Annotated in this window: 16 protein-coding genes and 1 tRNA gene; 7 read left to right on the top strand and 10 right to left on the bottom strand. The window is 59.5% G+C overall.

The window, feature by feature from the left end:
• Positions 1–62: 62 nt before the first annotated feature.
• Positions 63–1,538, bottom strand: a complete 1,476-nt coding sequence (locus HPQ62_RS02265; RefSeq protein ID WP_174800874.1) for a protein adenylyltransferase SelO — start codon at positions 1,536–1,538, stop codon at positions 63–65.
• Between the two features lie 427 nt (positions 1,539–1,965).
• Here HPQ62_RS02265 and HPQ62_RS02260 point away from each other — a divergent pair, with 427 nt between their 5' ends.
• Positions 1,966–2,325, top strand: coding sequence for a hypothetical protein (locus HPQ62_RS02260; protein WP_174800873.1), 360 nt, complete (start codon positions 1,966–1,968; stop codon positions 2,323–2,325).
• Entirely contained in the window at positions 2,322–3,935 is a 1,614-nt protein-coding gene (drt4, locus tag HPQ62_RS02255; RefSeq protein WP_174800872.1) for an antiviral reverse transcriptase Drt4, read from the top strand. Before HPQ62_RS02260 ends, drt4 begins: the two co-directional genes overlap by 4 nt.
• A 422-nt stretch (positions 3,936–4,357) precedes the next feature.
• Here the strand turns inward: drt4 and HPQ62_RS02250 are convergent, their stop codons facing one another.
• The 3 genes from HPQ62_RS02250 to HPQ62_RS02240 all read right to left on the bottom strand — a co-directional run bounded on the left by HPQ62_RS02250 (position 4,358) and on the right by HPQ62_RS02240 (position 5,609).
• A complete protein-coding gene (locus HPQ62_RS02250; RefSeq protein ID WP_206678030.1) occupies positions 4,358–4,786 on the bottom strand; it encodes a nuclear transport factor 2 family protein in 429 nt (142 codons plus the stop codon).
• A 347-nt stretch (positions 4,787–5,133) separates the two neighbouring features.
• Positions 5,134–5,210: transfer RNA gene (locus tag HPQ62_RS02245), tRNA-Arg, on the bottom strand.
• Positions 5,211–5,303: 93 nt separating this feature from the next.
• Positions 5,304–5,609, bottom strand: coding sequence for an ETC complex I subunit (locus HPQ62_RS02240; RefSeq protein ID WP_174800871.1), 306 nt, complete (start codon positions 5,607–5,609; stop codon positions 5,304–5,306).
• Between the two features lie 504 nt (positions 5,610–6,113).
• Between HPQ62_RS02240 and HPQ62_RS02235 the strand changes: the two genes are divergently transcribed.
• A complete protein-coding gene (locus tag HPQ62_RS02235) occupies positions 6,114–7,547 on the top strand; it encodes a sensor domain-containing diguanylate cyclase (protein ID WP_174801412.1) in 1,434 nt (477 codons plus the stop codon).
• 171 nt (positions 7,548–7,718) lie between these two features.
• Here HPQ62_RS02235 and clpA read toward each other — a convergent pair whose 3' ends face one another.
• The 3 genes from clpA to HPQ62_RS02220 form a co-directional block, all read right to left on the bottom strand.
• Positions 7,719–10,103, bottom strand: coding sequence for an ATP-dependent Clp protease ATP-binding subunit ClpA (gene clpA, locus HPQ62_RS02230; RefSeq protein WP_174800870.1), 2,385 nt, complete (start codon positions 10,101–10,103; stop codon positions 7,719–7,721).
• Between the two features lie 10 nt (positions 10,104–10,113).
• Positions 10,114–10,467: an ATP-dependent Clp protease adapter ClpS gene (gene clpS, locus HPQ62_RS02225; RefSeq protein WP_174800869.1), complete on the bottom strand. Its 354-nt coding sequence runs from the start codon at positions 10,465–10,467 to the stop codon at positions 10,114–10,116.
• A gap of 275 nt (positions 10,468–10,742) precedes the next feature.
• Positions 10,743–11,702 carry an extensin-like domain-containing protein gene (locus HPQ62_RS02220; protein WP_174800868.1) on the bottom strand — a complete coding sequence of 320 codons (960 nt, stop codon included), beginning with the start codon at positions 11,700–11,702 and terminating at the stop codon, positions 10,743–10,745.
• Positions 11,703–11,797: 95 nt separating this feature from the next.
• Between HPQ62_RS02220 and HPQ62_RS21325 the strand changes: the two genes are divergently transcribed.
• The 3 genes from HPQ62_RS21325 to HPQ62_RS02210 are packed head-to-tail and all read left to right on the top strand — an operon-like array spanning position 11,798 to position 13,215.
• Positions 11,798–11,947, top strand: a complete 150-nt coding sequence (locus HPQ62_RS21325; protein WP_483308172.1) for a prepilin peptidase — start codon at positions 11,798–11,800, stop codon at positions 11,945–11,947.
• Between the two features lie 24 nt (positions 11,948–11,971).
• Positions 11,972–12,370: an acyl-CoA thioesterase gene (locus HPQ62_RS02215; RefSeq protein WP_174800867.1), complete on the top strand. Its 399-nt coding sequence runs from the start codon at positions 11,972–11,974 to the stop codon at positions 12,368–12,370.
• Entirely contained in the window at positions 12,367–13,215 is an 849-nt protein-coding gene (locus HPQ62_RS02210) for an RDD family protein (RefSeq protein WP_174800866.1), read from the top strand. Before HPQ62_RS02215 ends, HPQ62_RS02210 begins: the two co-directional genes overlap by 4 nt.
• A 15-nt stretch (positions 13,216–13,230) precedes the next feature.
• Here HPQ62_RS02210 and HPQ62_RS02205 read toward each other — a convergent pair whose 3' ends face one another.
• The 3 genes from HPQ62_RS02205 to HPQ62_RS02195 all read right to left on the bottom strand — a co-directional run bounded on the left by HPQ62_RS02205 (position 13,231) and on the right by HPQ62_RS02195 (position 16,304).
• Positions 13,231–14,400 carry a DUF1501 domain-containing protein gene (locus tag HPQ62_RS02205; protein WP_174800865.1) on the bottom strand — a complete coding sequence of 390 codons (1,170 nt, stop codon included), beginning with the start codon at positions 14,398–14,400 and terminating at the stop codon, positions 13,231–13,233.
• 8 nt (positions 14,401–14,408) lie between these two features.
• Positions 14,409–15,776: a DUF1800 domain-containing protein gene (locus HPQ62_RS02200; RefSeq protein ID WP_174800864.1), complete on the bottom strand. Its 1,368-nt coding sequence runs from the start codon at positions 15,774–15,776 to the stop codon at positions 14,409–14,411.
• 174 nt (positions 15,777–15,950) lie between these two features.
• A complete protein-coding gene (locus HPQ62_RS02195; RefSeq protein ID WP_174800863.1) occupies positions 15,951–16,304 on the bottom strand; it encodes a DMT family protein in 354 nt (117 codons plus the stop codon).
• Between the two features lie 175 nt (positions 16,305–16,479).
• On the opposite strand from HPQ62_RS02195, the gene uvrB reads away from it, so the two are divergent.
• Entirely contained in the window at positions 16,480–19,248 is a 2,769-nt protein-coding gene (gene uvrB, locus HPQ62_RS02190; protein ID WP_174800862.1) for an excinuclease ABC subunit UvrB, read from the top strand.
• Positions 19,249–19,319 lie beyond the last annotated feature (71 nt).

Below are 19,319 nucleotides of genomic sequence, written 5' to 3'. Positions count from 1 at the left end.
CCGATGCGCTGTCGATCGGGACGACCACGCGCAGCAAGCTCAGGCGAGAAAACGCTCCGCCTTTAGGTGCCGCAGAAGGTCCGGTAGGCCGCCTCGGGCACCGGCGGAAGGCCGGCATAATCGGCGAACTCCGCCCGATCCTCGAAGGGCGCGGCGAGCGCTTCGTTCAGGCGTTCGAAGGGTGCCAGGTCGCCGGCCATCGCGGCGGCAAGCGCTTCCTCGACGAGATGATTGCGCGGAATGATCGCGGGGTTCACCGCATCCATCGCAGCGCGCCGTTCACCCGGCTCTCTCGGTTCGGCCGCGAGGCGCTGGCGCCAGCGCGCCGCCCAGCCGTCGTAGGCTGCTGGATCGGCAAAGAGACCGCGGATCGGCCCATCGGCCTGCGCGCTCTCCGCCGCTTTGCCGAGATTGCGAAAGGTCAAGGTAAAGTCCGCATTGTGCTGCGCCATGCGCAGAAGAAGATCCTCGATCAACGCGGCATCTTCCGTCTGCGGTGTCTGCAAGCCGATCTTCGCGCGAAAGCCGTCGACATAGGCCGCGTTGAACGTCTCCGCAAATCCGGAGAGGACCTCCTGTGCGGCTTCAATGGCCTTGTTTTCCTCCGGATCGAGATGGGGAAGCAGACATTCTGCCAGACGTGCGAGGTTCCAGTTCGCGATGCGGGCCTGGTTGGCATAGGCGTACCGCCCGTTGCGATCGATCGAGGAGAAGACGGTCGCGGGATCGTAGGCGTCGAGGAAGGCGCACGGGCCGTAGTCGATCGTTTCCCCGGAAACCGACATATTGTCGGTGTTCATGACGCCGTGCACGAAGCCGATCTGCATCCAGCGCGCGACAAGCTCCGCCTGGCGCGCGCAGACGCCTTCGAGAAAAGCGCGGTAGGGATTGGAAGCGCCCGCGGCCTCGGGATAATGCCTGTCAATCACATGGTCGGCGAGTTTTCGAACCGCGGCGTCGTCGCCCCGTGCCGCGAAGAACTGGAACGTGCCGACGCGTATATGGCTGGAGGCGACACGGGTCAGGACCGCGCCCGGCAGGGCCGTTTCCCGGTAGACCGGTTCTCCCGTCGCGACCGCGGCCAGCGCCCGCGTGGTCGGAATTTTGAGCGCGGCCATGGCCTCGCTTACGAGATACTCGCGCAGGACCGGGCCGAGCGCTGCCCGCCCGTCGCCATTGCGCGAGAATAGGGTCGGGCCCGCCCCCTTCAGCTGGACGTCGCGACGCAGGCCCTCTCGGTCGACGACCTCACCGAGAAGGATGGCGCGCCCATCGCCGAGTTGCGGCACGAAGTTTCCGAATTGATGTCCGGCGTAAGCGGCCGCGATCGGCTCTGCCCCTGCCGGAAGCCGGTTGCCGGCCAGGATGCCAACCCCTTCAGCAGTGCCCAACGCATCCGCGTCGAGCCCGAGCGCATCGGCCAGTCTCCGGTTCACCTTCAGGAGATGCGGCGCGGCGACGGGCGATGGCACGGTCGGCCGGTGGAAGGCGGTACCGAGACGGGCGTAGCTGTTGTCGAAGTCGAAATGTACCGTCATGTTTTCCGTATCGCTTCCTTCGTATCGCTCGGCCGCAGGCGCTCGACCATTCTCCACCTAAGTGGCGTTGCCGATGCCGGATTTCCAGAGCAGCGCCCGACCAGAGACGCCTCCACATGACAGGCTCCATGGGCACGGAGGAGCAGATCCATCCGTCCAGGACAGACTATGCCCGCCGAAAATCAGGACCGAGCCCTCTTGCAACCAGAACGAACGAGATCCCCTCGACGACCGGCAGAACATCGGCAGTTGCACGGTCAAGCGACAAGCGCGGTTTCCGCTCGCGGTATAGCCCAAAATGCATGCCGCTTGATCACCAACCCCGACGGGCAGTCAAGAACTAACCCAAATACCCGCCAACCCTTCCCGTGATAGACACTGTAGCAACCTGCAAGGATCGGCAGTTTTCAGGGAGAAGGCGCTTGAATTGGCAAAAATGGAACGCTGGCAGGCGGAATTGGGGCCGTATGCAGAATGGCAGGTCTGGTCTCACCAATTAGCGAAGCGGACGTTCGGGCTTGAGAGGCGTATAGTCGATTTCGGCCCTGAGCCGACCTTCGTGCCAGGCGCAGAGGATAACCGGACAGAGGCCTTCCGGGACAACTTGCGCAAGACGCCGGATGACACCAACTGCAGAAAGCCGTTCTTCGCTGCGCTCGACCAAATTGTCGTCGTCACTCCTCCCTTAGAGAGAGGCGTTGACACCAATTTTAGGAATCCCCTACCGTTTCAGATATGGCTTGCAGAGGTATCGCAAAACTATGGAAACGAGGAAGTCTGCAAATGAAGTCCGAAGATCAAGAGCCGCTAGAGCTAACTGCGGAAAACATCCGAAAAAGCCTGCTTCAGTTCAACTACTTCCCGTTCACACATGAAAAAAGAGAGGAGCTACCGCCAATATTCGGTAGTGAGATGTTGACGCCCGAAGTGGGAGCGAAGCTGAACGAATTTGGGTTAAGCAAGTTCAGAAGAGAATCCGGGTTTGATGCGGTTCATTTCAAGAGAACACGACACCCTGGAATCCCGAGGTCTCTAAGTATTCCGCACCCCAAGGCACACGTCGACTTGGTTGAAGAGATAGTAAAGAACTGGGATGGAAAAATATCCAAAAGATGTCAAAGCCCAAACTCAATACTTAATTTTGAGATTCAAAGCGACTATAGAATTATAGTTCACTCGTATGGATCAATCTACATAAACAACGACGCGGAAAGCACTGATCCAAGCGTAGATTTTGGTTCCATGTACAGAGTTAAAACAGACATTACAAATTTCTTTAAAAGCATTTATACGCATTCTCTCTCGTGGGCTCTTGTTGGCGCTGAGGAGTCAAAGAGAAATAGAGGATCTGACCGCTGGTACAATAATTTGGACCGTGCAGCGCGTATAAGTCAGAGAAACGAGACAAAGGGTATTTCAATTGGACCTGCCACATCGAGTATCCTGAGCGAATTAGTTCTCTTTCCCATCGACGAGCATCTCCGCAACAAGGGGTACAATTTCTATAGATATATAGACGATTACACATGCTTCGCAAAGGACCGAGACCAAGCCGATAGCTTCTTGTTTGAGTTATCAAGGAAGCTGGAGGACTACTCCCTTCACCTCAATGCCAGGAAAACTGACGTACGAGAAATGCCCGTGCCGACCTCCCAGAGATGGGTTGTTGAAATGAATCAGGTTCTCGCACTTGCTGACCGTCACAAAGATGTGAAAAAAGATGGGCTTAGCTACAAGGATGTGAGGCTAATTATTGAAAAGGCCATCATTCTGAGCGATGAGAACCCCGACGGAAGTGTTGCGAAATATGCCTTCTCATCTATTCTAGAAATGGGCTTTAGTGAGCTTGACGCTGAAAAGTACGTCGAAGACTCTTTGCTTAGATATTCATTCTATTACCCATCCCTAGTTCCGCTTATATACCGATGGATTGAGAGATACTCCGTCAAGATAGAGGCAAAAGATAGAATACTATCAATTCTTGACAGGTCATTCAAGTCCGGACATAGCGACAATGTGACATGGTGCATTTTCCTCCTAATTCGAACGGACCCCGCCTTTAGAAAAGATATTATAGAGAAGTCTCTAGCTGAGAATTCTCCATTGGTTATACTAATGTCCTACGTTTACACGAAGACTCATGGCGCTGACACTCGGGCCTTCAAAGAGTGGGCAAACAGATTGAAGGAAAAACTTACCGCCAGACAGATCGTTGAGTACGACTTAGATCAGTACTGGGTTGTTCTGTACCAAATGTTTTTGGATGGCGAGATTGATAACCCCTATGCAGCGCAGGAGGACATAAAAGTTTTCAACTGTTTGAAGAAAGAGAAGGTTTCTTTCGTGGATTATGGTCACAAAGGGTTAGATCTGATATTTAAAGATATTAGATTTTAATATAGGATTTAAATTGCGGTTGATGCAGGAAGAGTGATCCTTCTCGAGAAGGAAGTCGGGGGGGGGGGCATTTGGCGACCATGAGCGAATTGTGGACTTATTCGATGTTCGCGTTTCGTGAGACTTCACGCGGCGGCTATTTCCGATCCGTCCCGGATGTATTGTGTGCTACTTCTACACATGCCTGAAGAGCTATTGCGCATCGCTGCCGTTCGTCCGGACGCAGCGAGCGGCGGATCTCTGCCCTCTATAGACCTTCGCATACGGCTTGCTTTCAGGCCAAGACAGAGAACCGGGGAACGACCGAAATGGGACGCAAAGCTTCCGGTCCGCTATCGGGTCAAGTTGGCCGTCGGGTAACGATTGGCAATCGCAGCGGCCTTTTCCAAAGACGATTGGGAAATGGGAACGATACCCGAAGATCAGCGCAAAGCACTGATCCTTGGTTGATCCCTGCTGGTGAAATCAGGGTCCACGTAAATCCGAACCGCCTGAATAAGCTCACCGTCGAACTCGAAGACGTTGCAAAATAGGCCCTGAGAAATTTCGCCGTCAGGAAACGGCGTGCCATCCGCCATTTCGCCCCACTCCCGACCCTCGACGACAATCGTATTGCCGGTCTCTACAAAGGCCAATCCCTCGATGTCATGTTCCAGTCTCCACAGCATTGCCGACATGCGCGCACCAAAGGTGCGCATCGCATCCTTGCCGCGTTTTCGACCAAACTTCGGGAACAGCAACTCCACATCGTCCGTGTAAAGGTCAAGGATACGAGCGTCTCCGGTATCGACGTAGCGGAAGTATTGACGGATGATCTCGCGCCGTCGCGCACTCAAGTCGGTGTCTGTCATGACACCAGCCTATGTGTTGACCGGTCTAAAGAAAAGCCCGGGCCGCGCTGTCATCAGCCTTTCCAGAGCTTCTTTTATTCGAAACCTTCCCGATCGCCCCCTCAAGGGTTCGGAAGAGGGCGTGACTATTTCTACCGAGCAAGGCAGCTTCGGAGCCGCTCTGCGACGGTTGTCTTGGCGACGGGAAAGTTGAGAGGGAAGCTAATGCCTGCGCATACGGCCTTGCGCAATCCCGATATGTGGGCTGCGAGCGGGACGAAAGAACGCAAGCAAAACAAAACCTGCAAACCAGTTTTCAAACTGGTCCAGCATGCAGCAAACACATGAAGTCAAGTCATTGAAAATAATGGCGACCCCTGCAGGATTCGAACCTGCGACCGTCGGCTTAGAAGGCCGGTGCTCTATCCAGCTGAGCTAAGGGGCCGAAACGGGTTCCTTGTGGAAGAACCGGCGCATCCATGAAGCATGCGGGGCGGTAATACAAGGTATGGCCGGGCGCGAACCAGGCTTTTCCGAATCAATGGGTCCAGGGCTGGGTGCGGTTGGGGCTGAAATTCTCGGAGTAGGATACGACCTTGACCGTCTTTTCCTTCGGCTGGATGACACGGTAGGCGATGCCGTTGCGACGGGCATATTCCTCGGCATCCTGCTGCGTCTCGAAGCGCAGCTTGACCTGCTGGAGCGTATCTGAGGACGAGGTGTATCCGAACAGCGGGTCGATCGTCCGCGGCGCCTGCTGATCGAATTCCAGCACCCAGTGATGGGTCTTGGCATTGCCCTGCTGCATCGCCGATCGGGCGGGGCGGTAAATCTTCGCCGACATCGTTTTGCTCCGCTTTGCGTGTCTTCCCGGCTCTGCCGCCGGCTTTTGCTCTTCTTAACCGATTTTTGCGTGTCGGCAATAAAAATCAAGCCCCAATCCGCGCAGGAAGCGCCACCGCCCTCCGACAAACGCGGCCCGCATGTCCCATTCTGGCATTATGCCTCTCTTGCGCGCGGGTTTGGGTTGATGTGAAAGCTCTATCTCGCTATTGCTGGGGTGAGGCAGCCTTCATCCGCAGCAAAACATGCGAGAGATGGCAGCTGCCCCGCGTAAGTGAAGGCATTGCCCATCCATTTCGGGACAGAACCCTGTCGGTTTGCACCAGTATACAGGATCGATCGCACAACCCTTTCGTATTTTTCAGGTGTGCGGTTTCTGGTTGCTGCATGGTTGCGCTTGCATTCTGCCGGATTGCGCGCTGGAAATGGATTTTTGCACCGGCCTCTCAGGCGGTGACTATCTAGGAAAACGAGCGAAACATTGAACGACAGCTCCTTCGAACAGATGTTTGAACTTGCGCCCATAGCAATGTGGGTCGAAGACTTCAGCGGCGTGCAGAGCATCTTTCAGCGATGGCGTTCCGCCGGCGTCAGCGACATCGAGGCATTCCTCAGGGCCGACCGTTCCCGCGTCGCCGCTTGCACGAAGGCGATCAAGGTGGTGAAGGTCAACGCCCGGACGCTGGAGCTTTTCGAGGCGAGCGATCTGGACCATCTCGTCGCCAATATCGGCTCGGTGTTTCGCGATGACATGCTTGAAAACCACATCGACGAGCTGGTCCAGCTGTTCGAGGGCAAGCGCGCCTATTCCAGCAACACCGTCAATTACACCCTGTCCGGCCGGCGGCTCGATATCCAGCTGAGCGGCAAGGTTCTGCCGGGCTATGAGGACACGCTCGAGCGCGTCCTGCTGACGACCGAAGACGTATCGGCCCGCGAATCGGCACGCCGGCGCGAGCGGCAGCAGGCGCTCTACGCCCACGGCCTGTTCGAGCATTCCCCGGTATCCCTGTGGGTGGAGGACTTTTCACGCATCCGCAAGCTTCTGGAAGACCTGAGATCACGGCATATCGTGAACCTCAAGGTGTTCATGGATGTGCATCCCGAATTCGTGCGCCAGTGCCTGAACGAGATCAAGGTCATCGACGTCAACCAGGCGACGCTCGACATGTTTCGCGCCGCAGACCGGCAGGCGCTGCTTCAGAACCAGCACGCCATCTTCCGCGATGATGTCGAGGAACATTTCCGCCAGCAGCTCCTAGACCTCTGGGAGGGACGGCTGTTCCACACCCATGAGGTGTTGAATTACGCGCTCGACGGATCGGAGCGCTACGTGCTCTTGCAGTTTTCGGTCCTGCCCGGGCGCGAGCACGACTGGTCGCTCGTCCTCGTCTCGCTGACGGATATCACCGCACGCAAAAAGGCCGAAGCCTACCTCGAATATCTCGGCCGTCACGACGTTCTGACCAAGCTCTACAATCGCTCCTATTACACCGAGGAAATCAACCGCCTGGAGCGCAAGTCTTTCCGGCCCATCGGGATCATGATCATCGATCTGAACGGCCTGAAGGAGACCAATGATGCGCTTGGCCACGATGCGGGCGACTCTCTGCTGCGCCGGCTTGGCGAAGTGCTGAACGAGGCGATCCGTCCACCCCATTGCGCCGCCCGCATCGGCGGTGACGAGTTTGCCGTCATCATGCCCGGCGCGCGCGCGGCGGAAACAAAAGTCGCGCTCGAGGAAATCAACAAGCTGCTCGCCATCAACAATCAGTTCTATGCGGACGCACCCATCAGCATTTCCACCGGCGTGGCAATCTGCGAGCACGGCGAGGCGCTTGAATCGGCCGCGCGGCGGGCCGACGCAGAAATGTACCGGAAGAAGCGTGAATATTACGCCTCCCTCCCCGCCTCGAACCGCGTCAGCCGGGGTGATTGACGGCGGGAGAAGAGCGCAGTTCCTCCCGCGCATTCGGCGCGACGCCCGACGCCATCGTCGCCGATCGCATTCCGTTCGACGGTCGGCCGAGCCCGGGAATTGAGGCCCTTGAGGGGAAACAGGTTTGCAAAAACATGAAGGCCGGGGCAATGCCCCGGCCTTCAGTCTTTATCAGGTGTCGGCAGCGGACTTGCGCGCGGCCTTTGCGGCCTTGCCCTTGGGTCCGTCCGATTTCAGCTCGCTGGGCTTGATCGGCGTTGTCTCGGGAATCGCCTCCAGCGTCAGTTCCGGCTTGCCATCCTTCTCGGCCACATCGACGCGGACGACGCCGCCCTTCTTGAGCTTGCCGAACAGGATCTCGTTCGCCAGCGGCTTCTTGATGTATTCCTGGATGACGCGCGACAGCGGCCGGGCGCCCATCTTCTCGTCGTAACCGCGTTCGGCGAGCCATTCGACGGCCCGGTCCTCCAGCTCGAAGGTGACATTGCGTTCCGAAAGCTGGCTTTCGAGCTGCATGACGAACTTCTGGACGACCTGGTGAATGACTTCGGTCGGGAGCGGCGCGAACGGAATGATCGCGTCGAGACGGTTGCGGAACTCCGGCGTGAAGATGCGGTTGAGCGCCTCCTCGTCCTCGCCGGTCCGCTTCGAAGACCCGAAGCCGATTGCCGACTTTGACATTTCCGACGCGCCCGCATTGGTGGTCATGATCAGGATCACGTTGCGGAAGTCGATCTTCTTGCCGTTGTGGTCGGTCAGCGAGCCATGGTCCATCACCTGCAACAGGATGTTGTAGATGTCCGGATGCGCCTTCTCGATCTCGTCCAGCAGCACGACGCAATGCGGGTGCTGGTCGACGCCGTCGGTCAGAAGCCCGCCCTGATCAAAGCCGACATAGCCGGGAGGCGCACCGAGCAGACGCGAAACCGTATGCCGCTCCATGTATTCCGACATGTCGAAGCGGAGAAGCTCGACGCCAAGCGAAGAAGCAAGCTGCTTCGAGACCTCGGTCTTGCCGACGCCTGTCGGGCCGGAGAAGATGTAGGAGCCGATCGGCTTGTTCGGTTCGCGCAGGCCCGCACGGGCAAGCTTGATCGAGGTCGCAAGCGCATCGATCGCCTTGTCCTGGCCATACACCACCGAGCGAAGCTCCTGCTCCAGATTGGCAAGCACCTGCTCGTCATCCTTGGAGACGGTCTTCGGCGGGATGCGGGCCATGGTCGCGATCGTGGCCTCGATCTCCCTTTCGGTAATCATCTTGCGGCGGCGCGAGGCCGGCACCAGCATCTGCGCCGCGCCGCTCTCGTCGATCACGTCGATCGCCTTGTCGGGCAACTTCCGGTCGGTGATGTAGCGCGCGGAGAGTTCCACCGCCGCCTTGATGGCCTCGTTGGTGTAGCGGAGGTTGTGGTATTCCTCGAAATAGGGCTTCAGCCCCTTCATGATCTCGATGGCATCGTCCACGGACGGTTCGTTGACATCGATCTTCTGGAACCGGCGCACCAGCGCACGGTCCTTTTCGAAGAACTGGCGGTATTCCTTGTATGTGGTCGAACCGATGCAGCGGATCGCGCCGGAAGAGAGCGCCGGCTTGAGCAGATTCGAGGCATCCATGGCGCCACCCGACGTCGCACCCGCACCGATGACGGTGTGGATCTCGTCGATGAACAGCACGGCGCCCTCATATTCCTCGAGCTCCTTGACAACCTGCTTCAGCCGTTCCTCGAAATCGCCACGATAGCGCGTGCCCGCAAGCAGCGTGCCCATGTCGAGCGAGAAGATGGTGGCATCGATCAGCGCCTCGGGAACCTTGCCTTCGACGATCCGCTTGGCGAGACCTTCGGCGATCGCCGTCTTGCCGACACCGGGATCACCCACATAAAGCGGGTTGTTCTTGGAGCGGCGGCACAGCACCTGAATGGTGCGGTTGACCTCGGAATCGCGACCGATCAGCGGATCGATCTTGCCGTTCATCGCCTTTTCATTGAGGTTGACGCAGTAGGCCTTGAGCGCATCCGGCTGCTTGCGGTTGCCGTCCTCGCTCTCGCGCTGTGCGCTCGCATCATTGTCCTGGCTGTCGTTGACGCCACGCGGGGTGCGCGTTTCCGAAGACCCCGGCCGCTTGCCGATGCCGTGGGAGATGTAGTTCACGGCGTCATAGCGCGTCATCTCCTGCTGCTGCAGGAAATAGGCGGCATGGCTCTCGCGCTCGGCGAAAATGGCGACGAGCACGTTGGCGCCGGTGACCTCCTCGCGGCCCGAGGACTGGACGTGGATCACGGCGCGCTGGATGACGCGCTGGAAGCCGGAGGTCGGCTTGGAATCCTCGTCATAGCCCGTGATCAGGTTTGCGAGTTCGGTATCGACATATTCGGTTACGATCTTGCGCAGGGCGTCGAGATCGACATTACAGGCACCCATGACGGCGGCTGCATCGCCATCATCAATCAACGCCAGCAGGAGGTGTTCCAGCGTTGCGTATTCGTGGTGCCGGTCATTGGCATAGGTCAGAGCTTGATGCAGCGCCTTTTCAAGACTGGGAGAGAATGTTGGCACGATCAGATCCTCACTTCTTTTCCATGACACATTGCAATGGATGTTGGTGCTGGCGCGCGAAATCCATCACCTGGCTGACCTTGGTTTCGGCCACTTCAAAGGTAAAGACCCCGCATTCACCGACGCCATTGTTGTGGACGTTGAGCATGATGCGGGTCGCCGCTTCGCGATCCTTCTGGAAGAAACGCTCCAGAATGTGGATGACAAATTCCATTGGTGTGTAGTCATCATTCAACAGGAGAACCCGGTATAGGCTGGGTTTCTTTGTTTTCGGCTTGGTACGCGCGATGACCGCCGTTCCGCGGCTCGGATTGTCCCCGTTCTTGGAGGGATCGTTCTGCATCCGGATCGACATCGCGATCATTCTCACTAACTCCGTAAGTCTTTCAGGCGTGTTCACCAAGCCTCTCGTTGGTGTTCATATCTGTATCTACCGAGTCCGTTTCAAGCTCCCTTCGACTGAGCTGATCTTAAGCCCGATGTTCCGGGCTTGTCATTAACAAAATACCGTGATTTTCAACGGGGGCTGATGGCGGACGCAACCCGGCAGGCGCGCATGATTGCGCCCGCATCGGCCGAAAGGCCTGCGGTCCCTGGAGAGCAGCTTTTCAGAAGACCGGATGCTTCGCCCCTACCGGGCTACTTGCAGTAGCTTCGGCCGGAGGAGCGCTGCGAAAGATCGAAATGCAGATGGTCGTCGTGCTTGGGATAGCCCGGACCGAGCACCGTGTTGAACTTCTGGCAGCCGCTGGCGCGGACTGATTTGAGCAGGCCCTTTTCCCGGAAGGCGAAGAAGCCCTTCGCCGAGACATCGATGGTCTTTCCTGTGTTCAGCGTGAAACCGCCGACGTCGATGGCATTGCCCTTGGAGTGTTCCGACCAGGGCGTGCTCCGCTTGCCATTGTTCATGCGCCGGCAGGAATAGCCGCCCATTGTGTTGACCGATTTCAGCCCGGTAAGGTAGCGCATCCGCACCGAAGGCGCGACATCGTCCTTGACCCATTCGGAAAAGGCGAGCGCCGTCTGGCAATTGACCGTGACGCTCGGCGAGACGGCGATATTGCCGGAGAGCGACTGGAGCTTGACCGGATAGGCGATGCCGCAATTGGCGCCATTGGCGATTTCGGCGACATCGGAGAACCGGACGCCCAGTTCGGTCAGAGCGCTCCGGCACTGCCGCTCGGCAAGCGGCATCAGGCCGGGTAGCCTTCCGTTTTTCGGAGCGCTCCCCTCGCCCGGATTGCTGAGCGGCAGGAGCGAGGCGGTCTGGATCGGATCGATCCCCGGATCGTCGATATCGGAGGGCATGTCCGCGCGGATTTCCGCAGGCGTTACCGGCGGCGCAGGCATGGCTGCGTTGGCAGCGACGACGGCGTCGCTCTCGCCTGCGGTCACGCCGAGATAGCTGTCGATCGGCACGCCGGCACCGCTTTCGGTGCTGGCAATCAGTTGCTCGATCGACGCCGGGGGTTCGGGCGCGGCAACCGGCGCTGGAGCGGGAACCGCTGCGGCGATCTGGGCCGGCTTTTGGGCCTCCTCGTCCGAGCGGGTCACAACCTGTGTGCTCTTGTCGGTGGTATCGATCGAAAAGGACGTCATCAACCCGCCGATGGAACAACCTGTGAGCGTGGCCGCAAGGGCTAGCGAAGAGACGGCGCGTCGAAGGTGAAACGTCATGTCGTACCGGATCTGGGTTGAAACTCCTGCGCCCAAGTAGACCAGACAAGTGTAAACAAATGCTTTTGCCAACGCGCCTGTGTCCGGAAATCGGGTATTTGCTGCAGCGCAGCAAGCTCCGGCATTGCAAACGGCAGAAGGTGAAATATGCTGCGCCTGCACCCTAACCCGTTACCGTGCAGGAGAATGCGATGCGCGAAGCTACAACCCCCAAGGGCACTCTGACGATGCGAACGGTCGCCATGCCGGCAAATGCCAACCCTTCCGGCGATATCTTCGGCGGCTGGGTCATGTCGCAGATGGACCTTGCGGCCTATGTCGCCTCGTCGGAGCGGGCGGGCAACAGAACGGTCACGGCGGCCGTGAACTCGATGGCGTTCGAACAGCCGGTCAAGATCGGCGATACGCTGTGCGTCTACACATCGTTCGAGAGGGTCGGCCGCACCTCAATGACGATTCATGTCGAGGCCTGGGTGCACCGCCACCAGATGCCCGATCGCCAGCAGGTCACGGAAGCGCAATTCGTAATGGTCGCGATGGATGAGACCGGAAAGCCGGCAATCGTCCCCCAGCAGGTCGGCGAGGCATGACGCAGGCTGCAACGCCCGCGCGCCATCCTCGATTGTTCTGGCGGCGGTTTGCGGCATTGATCGTGGACGGGTTTCTCTTCCTGTTGCTCGCCAGTCTGGTGACGGCAGCCGTGACCCTTGCCGTTCCGTCTTTGCGCCCTGCCCTCAGCGCACCCGTTTTCTCGCTGAAAAGCTGCGAACCGGCTGAAACGGATATCGCCGTCTTCCGAGAGCTTGAGTCCGTCTGGACATCGTCCGTCGACGACCCTCCTGCGCTCGTTCTCTGCACGATAGACGGACTTTTCATGCAGCAGAAGAGAGTAGCGTTGATTGCGGGAGAAGATACGATGGCGAGCGGACAGCCATACATAAAGTCGATCGCTGTTCAGCTTGACGCTGACGGGAACCCCATTTTCCCGTCGCCGCTCATCGAGAAAGTCGTCTCGGCTGCAGAAATGCTGCTGTTTCCTCTCGCCCTCGCGCTTGCCGGCATCCTGTTCGGCGCGACACCTGGCAAGAGACTGATGCGGATCCTGGTCGCAGAAGGCCCCCTTCGCACGGCATCGTCAGCACCATCGGAAAAGACCGCAATCATGCGGGAATACCTGAAATTCTGGCCAGTCTGCATATTCGCCATCCTGAGCGTCGTGCTGGCCGCTCAGATGCCAAATCCCACCTCTATCGCCGAAGCCGCCAGCATGCTTGAGAGCTTTGACCCGGATCTGCGCATTCTCACCCACACCTTCGTGCTTGGCGGCACGACCTTGCTGCTGCTGTTCGGTTGGTGGATATGGCCATTCATGATCTGGCGGAGCCGTACGTGGTACGATGCCTTCTTGGGCACCGCCGTGATAATGCGCGACTGACGCCGCGCATGAGGCTCAGGCGCGCACAAAAACGGAGGACGGGGAAAAATCGAGGCCCGGGAAAACGCTTGTCGTGAGCGCCGCGGAACCGATACCGAACTGCCGATAGAGCATCGCGGCGGCCACTTCGCGGATATCGCCGGTCGGCATCAGGTCGCGGTTCTCGTAAAGATCGCCATCCTTGAGCCCCGGCCAGTTGCCCATCACCCTGCCGCCCGCAAAGGCGCCGCCAGCCAGGATCGCGCAGCCGCCGGTTCCGTGATCGGTGCCACCCGTACCGTTCTGCCGTGCGGTCCGTCCGAATTCGGTCATTGCCAGAACCACCGTCTTGCTCCATGCCGCAGGGCCCATTTCCGATTTCAACGTCAGGATCGCAGTGGTCAGATTGTCGGCGGATTTCGCAAACAGCGATTTCTGTTCCGCATGGGTGTCCCAGCCATTGATGGAAAAGGCGGCGACCCGGTAGTCATTCTTCAGAAAGCCGCCTGCAAGCCGCGCCACGCCTTCGGTTGAAGCGCCAAGCTGCTGCCCGTTGAAGATCATCTCGGCACTGACGTCCGCGCTGCGGGCCTCTTCGAAGGCACGCGCGAAGTCGGGGCTATCCTTGTAGAGCTTCTCGAAAAACAGCATTTCGTCTGCTGAGATCGGAATATCATCGCGCGGCGACCAGATTTCGGCCGCATTCGGCCCCTGCAGGATCAGGTCGGAATCGGACGTGACGTCGATGGCGCGCAAGGGACCATCGCCCGCAAGCCCGACCGCACGGTTCAGCCAGCCATCGCGACCGGCGCTGCCGTTGCCGCCCGTCTCCAGAATGTCTTGGCCATCGAAATGACTGCGGGCATCGCGATAGGGCGTCGAAACGGCATGGACGAAACTCAGCTCTCCGGCCTTCCAGAGCGGATAGAGGCCGCCCGCTGCCGGATGCAGCCCGAACCGGCCGTCGAGATCGTAGAGCCCGGTATCGGACGTCAGCGACAGACCAGGACGCAGGAGCCGGTAGGCCGGGTCGCCATAGGGCTGGACCAGATCGAGCCCGTCCATCGCACCTCTGAGGATGATGGCGACGAAGCGGTTGTCGCCCGCGGCTCTGGCGAGCGCGAAACTGGTCATCAGCGGCATCGCCGCCAGGCTGCAGGCACCGCCGAGAAACAGGCGCCGCGTGGGATTGAAAGCAAGCGTCATGTCATCACCTATCGCAGATTGAATTCGGGTGAAGCGAGCACAAGGGTCAGCGCCGCCATGCGGTTGGGCGCCCGCCTGACGAGCGTCTGGGTGTTCTCCGACAGAAAAGGCCCCAGCGCCTCAACGGCGAAGGCGGCAGGTTCGAGGGTCTTCCCGAACCGGCTGATGAGACGGCGTGCGATCACGATCCGCCCGGCAAGCTGGTGGCCGTTGATCCAGCTGGCAGCCCCGGTCTCGAAACCTTCGGGGCTCGGCGGATCCCAGACCGGCTGGCCGAGATTGCGCAACATCCCGTTTACCGACTGGCCAAGCTTTTCATCGGACATCAGCAGGCCTCCCTCCACGCCCATCGCCCGCATGCAGGAGACAATGTAGTCGAAAGGCTGCTTGACGTTCTGCGGCGGCAGCGTCAGCGCTTCGGGCCAGGACAGCATGGTCAGGTAAACGGCTGACAGATCGCCATCGGTTGCCGCCCAGCTTGCCGTCATCGCCTCTACCAGATCCTGCGGCGGCTCTGGTCTCATGAAATAGGCCGCAAGCTTTGTGCTGATGTAACGGGCCGTCTCCGGCCGCACCGACAGGTCATCGAGAAAAGCATCGACATCCGCCATCTGGCGCTGATCGCCGCCATAGGATTTCCCGAGAACCGAGAATGAACCGGGCTCGGCACGCTTGTCATCAAACCGGGTCGCGGCGCGCGGTCCGTCCAGCGTCAGACCGGTCAGAATGTAAGAGGCCTGGCGAACATCGGCCTGGGTATAGCCGGACCCCGCCCCGACGGTGTGCAGCTCCAGCAGCTCGCGTCCGTGATTTTCGTTGAGGCCGTTGTTCTTTCCGGCACGCGCAGAGTGCGGGCCGACAGAGCGCCACTGATCGAGGTAGATGATCATGGCCGGATGCAGTGTCGCAGCCCTTAGCAGCACGCTGTAGCGCGCCGACATATTGGGCCGGATTGCCTCGGCCTCGTAGAGCGGCGTAAACAGCTTCATGTCGTCATTCTTGCGGAACGACACCGAAAAATGGTCCGTCCAGAACGAGGCAAGCCGTTCGGCAAAACCGAAGGGAGAGTCCACGGCCTGCGCGATGCGCGCGACCGAATCCTGCACGAGACGCGCCTGCGCATCCTGGCGCAGCGTCCTCATCGCCGACTGTAGCTCGGCACCCTCGTAGGAGGCGCGGATGGACTTCCGGTCCTTGAAATAGGTAACGGCGCTCTGCCTGCGTGACGGAATGCCCTCGGCGGGAAACGCCGGGAGGACATCCATCGCTGCGGTCAGTTCATTCTCGATCCCGATCGGATCAGCCGGTGCGGTCTGGCCGGGGCGAAGGCCATAGCCGAAGCGCACCGCCGACAAGGCGGATTGCTCTGTAATCATCGTGCTCTACACTCGTTTTCTATGAAAAACCAATGGAGCGGGACGAGGACACCGGCCGCTTGGGTCGCGTTTCTCTCTGTCAGTCCGACAACTCGCAGTTACAACATAAACGCGAATTGTGGACAGATTGTCGCAGGATTTCGTCGGCGCGGTGGCAGAAGCAACAATCCGGCCTCAGCCCCGGAAGATGAAGGACGCACCCACTGCGATCAGGGCGAAGCCGATCGCGTGGTTGATGGTGAGCGCTTCCTTCAGCCAGAACACCGAAAAGCCGGAAAAGACCAGGAGCGTGATCACCTCCTGGATGGTCTTCAGCTGCGCCGTCGAATACACCGAAGCGCCCATCCTGTTGGCCGGTACCGCCAGGCAGTATTCGAAGAAGGCGATGCCCCAGGCGGTGATGATCACCAAGGTCAATGGCGCGCTCTTGAACTTGAGGTGGCCGTACCACGCAAATGTCATGAACACATTCGAGCAGACCAGCAACACAACCGGCCAGATGGCCGAGGGCGAAAGCGAAAATGGCATGAATTTTCTCCTGAAGACGGCTGATCGTTAGGCCGGCGAAGGCTCATAGCGCAGAACACGATACCGTGCATCTGCATTTTCAGCACCGCAACTTGACCGAATCATGGACGCCGTTCTACTTTTGTTCTGTTTCGTCGCCCTTTTCTTTTGCAGGCTTGCGCCCCATATTCGCCCCATGGCCAGATCACCCAAGAAGACCTCCGACAAATCCGGTTTCGAAGAAGCGCCCCAGGCGCCGTTCGAGGGCGGTGCCTATGAAGGCTCGATGACCGATTGGCTCGCGAACCTGGAGCAGGAAGCTGAAGCCGAGACAGTCGATTCCCAGCGCAAACTCGCTTCAAAGGCGGGCAAGCATCGCCGCAAGGCCGCCGAAGGCGGAAATGCAACGGCGGTGCGCACATCGCGCGGCGTCTCGATCGGCGCGTCCTCAGACCCGAAGACCCGCGCCGCGGCCGGCCTGAACCCGGTATCAGGCGTTGATGTTTCGTTGGAGGAAGCCCAGAACCTTGCCACCGGAGGCGTGACCGCCACGGTCGATGCCCTTTCCAAGCTGATCGAAAGCGGCAATCCGCTGTTCAAGAACGGCAAGATCTGGACGCCCCACCGGCCGGAACGCCCCGAAAAATCGGAGGGCGGCATCCCGATCCGCATGGTCACGGAATACAAGCCCTCCGGCGACCAGCCGACGGCCATCGCAGACCTCGTCGAAGGCCTCAAATCGGGTGACCGCAGCCAGGTTCTTCTCGGCGTCACCGGCTCGGGCAAGACCTTCACCATGGCGAAGGTGATCGCGGAAACGCAGCGCCCCGCGGTGATTCTCGCGCCCAACAAGACGCTGGCCGCGCAGCTCTATTCCGAATTCAAGAACTTCTTTCCGGAAAACGCGGTCGAGTATTTCGTTTCCTACTACGACTATTACCAGCCCGAGGCCTATGTGCCGCGCTCCGATACCTATATCGAGAAGGAGAGCTCGATCAACGAACAGATCGACCGGATGCGCCACGCCGCCACCCGCGCGATCCTGGAGCGGGACGACTGCATCATCGTAGCGTCGGTCTCCTGCATCTACGGTATCGGCTCGGTCGAGACCTATACCGCCATGACCTTCCAGATGTCGGTGGGGGATCAGCTCGACCAGCGTCAGCTTCTCGCCGACCTCGTTGCCCAGCAATACAAGCGCCGCGACATGGATTTCCAGCGCGGCTCGTTCCGGGTACGCGGCGACACCATCGAGATCTTCCCCGCCCACCTTGAGGATGCCGCCTGGCGTATCTCTATGTTCGGCGACGAGATCGACGCGATCACCGAATTCGATCCGCTCACCGGCCAGAAGACCGGCGACCTGAAATCGGTCAAGATCTACGCCAATTCGCACTACGTTACGCCGCGACCAACGCTGAACGCAGCGATCAAGTCGATCAAGGAAGAGTTGAAGGGACGTCTGCAAGAGCTTGAAAAGGCTGGCCGTCTTCTGGAAGCGCAACGCCTTGAGCAACGCACCCGCTTCGACATCGAGATGATGGAGGCAACCGGCTCCTGCCCCGGGATCGAGAACTATTCGCGCTACCTCACGGGGCGCCAGCCCGGCGAGCCGCCGCCGACCCTGTTCGAATATATTCCGGACAATGCGCTGATCTTCATCGATGAAAGTCATGTGACCGTGCCCCAGATCGGCGGCATGTATCGCGGCGACTTCCGGCGCAAGGCGACGCTTGCGGAGTATGGCTTCCGCCTGCCCTCCTGCATGGACAACCGTCCGCTGCGCTTCGAGGAATGGGATGCGATGCGTCCTGACACGATCGCGGTCTCGGCAACGCCCGGCAACTGGGAAATGGAAGAAGCCGGCGGCGTGTTCGCCGAACAGGTAATCCGCCCCACCGGACTGATCGATCCGCCGGTGGAAATCCGCTCCGCCAAGACCCAGGTCGACGACGTGCTGTCCGAGATCCGCGACGTGTCGCTGAAGGGATACAGGACGCTGGTGACGGTGCTGACCAAGCGCATGGCCGAGGACCTGACCGAATATCTGCACGAGCAGGGCATAAGAGTGCGCTACATGCACTCCGACATCGATACGCTGGAGCGGATCGAGATCATCCGCGACCTCCGTCTCGGCGCCTTCGATGTGCTGGTGGGCATCAACCTTCTGCGTGAAGGCCTCGATATCCCGGAATGCGGCTTCGTCGCCATCCTCGATGCCGACAAGGAAGGCTTTCTGCGCTCGGAAACGTCCCTTATCCAGACCATCGGGCGCGCGGCGCGAAACGTCGATGGCAAGGTCGTGCTCTATGCCGACCGGGTGACCGGTTCGATGCAGCGGGCCATGGAAGAGACCAGCCGCCGCCGCGAAAAGCAGATCGCCTACAACGAAGAGCACGGCATTACGCCGGAATCGGTCAAGGCGAGGATTTCCGACATTCTCGACTCGGTCTACGAGCGCGACCACGTCCGCGCCGATATCGGCACCAAGGGCGGCAAGGGTTTTGCCGCAGACGGCCATCTCGTCGGCAACAACCTGCAGGCCCATCTCGATGCGCTCGAAAAGCAGATGCGCGATGCCGCCGCCGATCTCGACTTCGAGACCGCCGCCCGCGTTCGCGACGAGATCAAGCGTCTGAAGGCAGCCGAGCTGCAGGGCATGGATGACAAGCTGGAGCGGCAGGAATCGCGTCAGGCCGAGCAGGCGCCGAAATCAGCTGACGGCCAGAGCTCCTACTTTGCCAAGCCCTCGCTCGACGACATGGGACCCGGCACGGACACGGCACGGCCGCTGTTCCGCAAGAACGATCTTGACGAAATGACCGTTGGGCGCACCGAGAAGCCGCTTGGCAGCGACGTCAAACCGGTCAAGCGCGGCAATATCGGCGTCGGCTCCTACGAGGATCCCGGCGAGCAGAAGCGCCGGGGCCGGCGCACCGGCAAGACCGGCAAGCCGGGCAAATGACCGCACATCGGCGGCATTCGGTTGTGCGGGCCTTCCGTTGGCGCTACGGTGAAACCGATCAATCAATTATG

Source organism: Martelella limonii (genome assembly GCF_013344475.1).
GTDB classification, from domain to species: Bacteria; Pseudomonadota; Alphaproteobacteria; order Rhizobiales; family Rhizobiaceae; genus Martelella; species Martelella limonii.
Note: the sequence above shows the minus strand (reverse complement) of the source record. Positions and strands in the feature narration are given on the sequence as shown.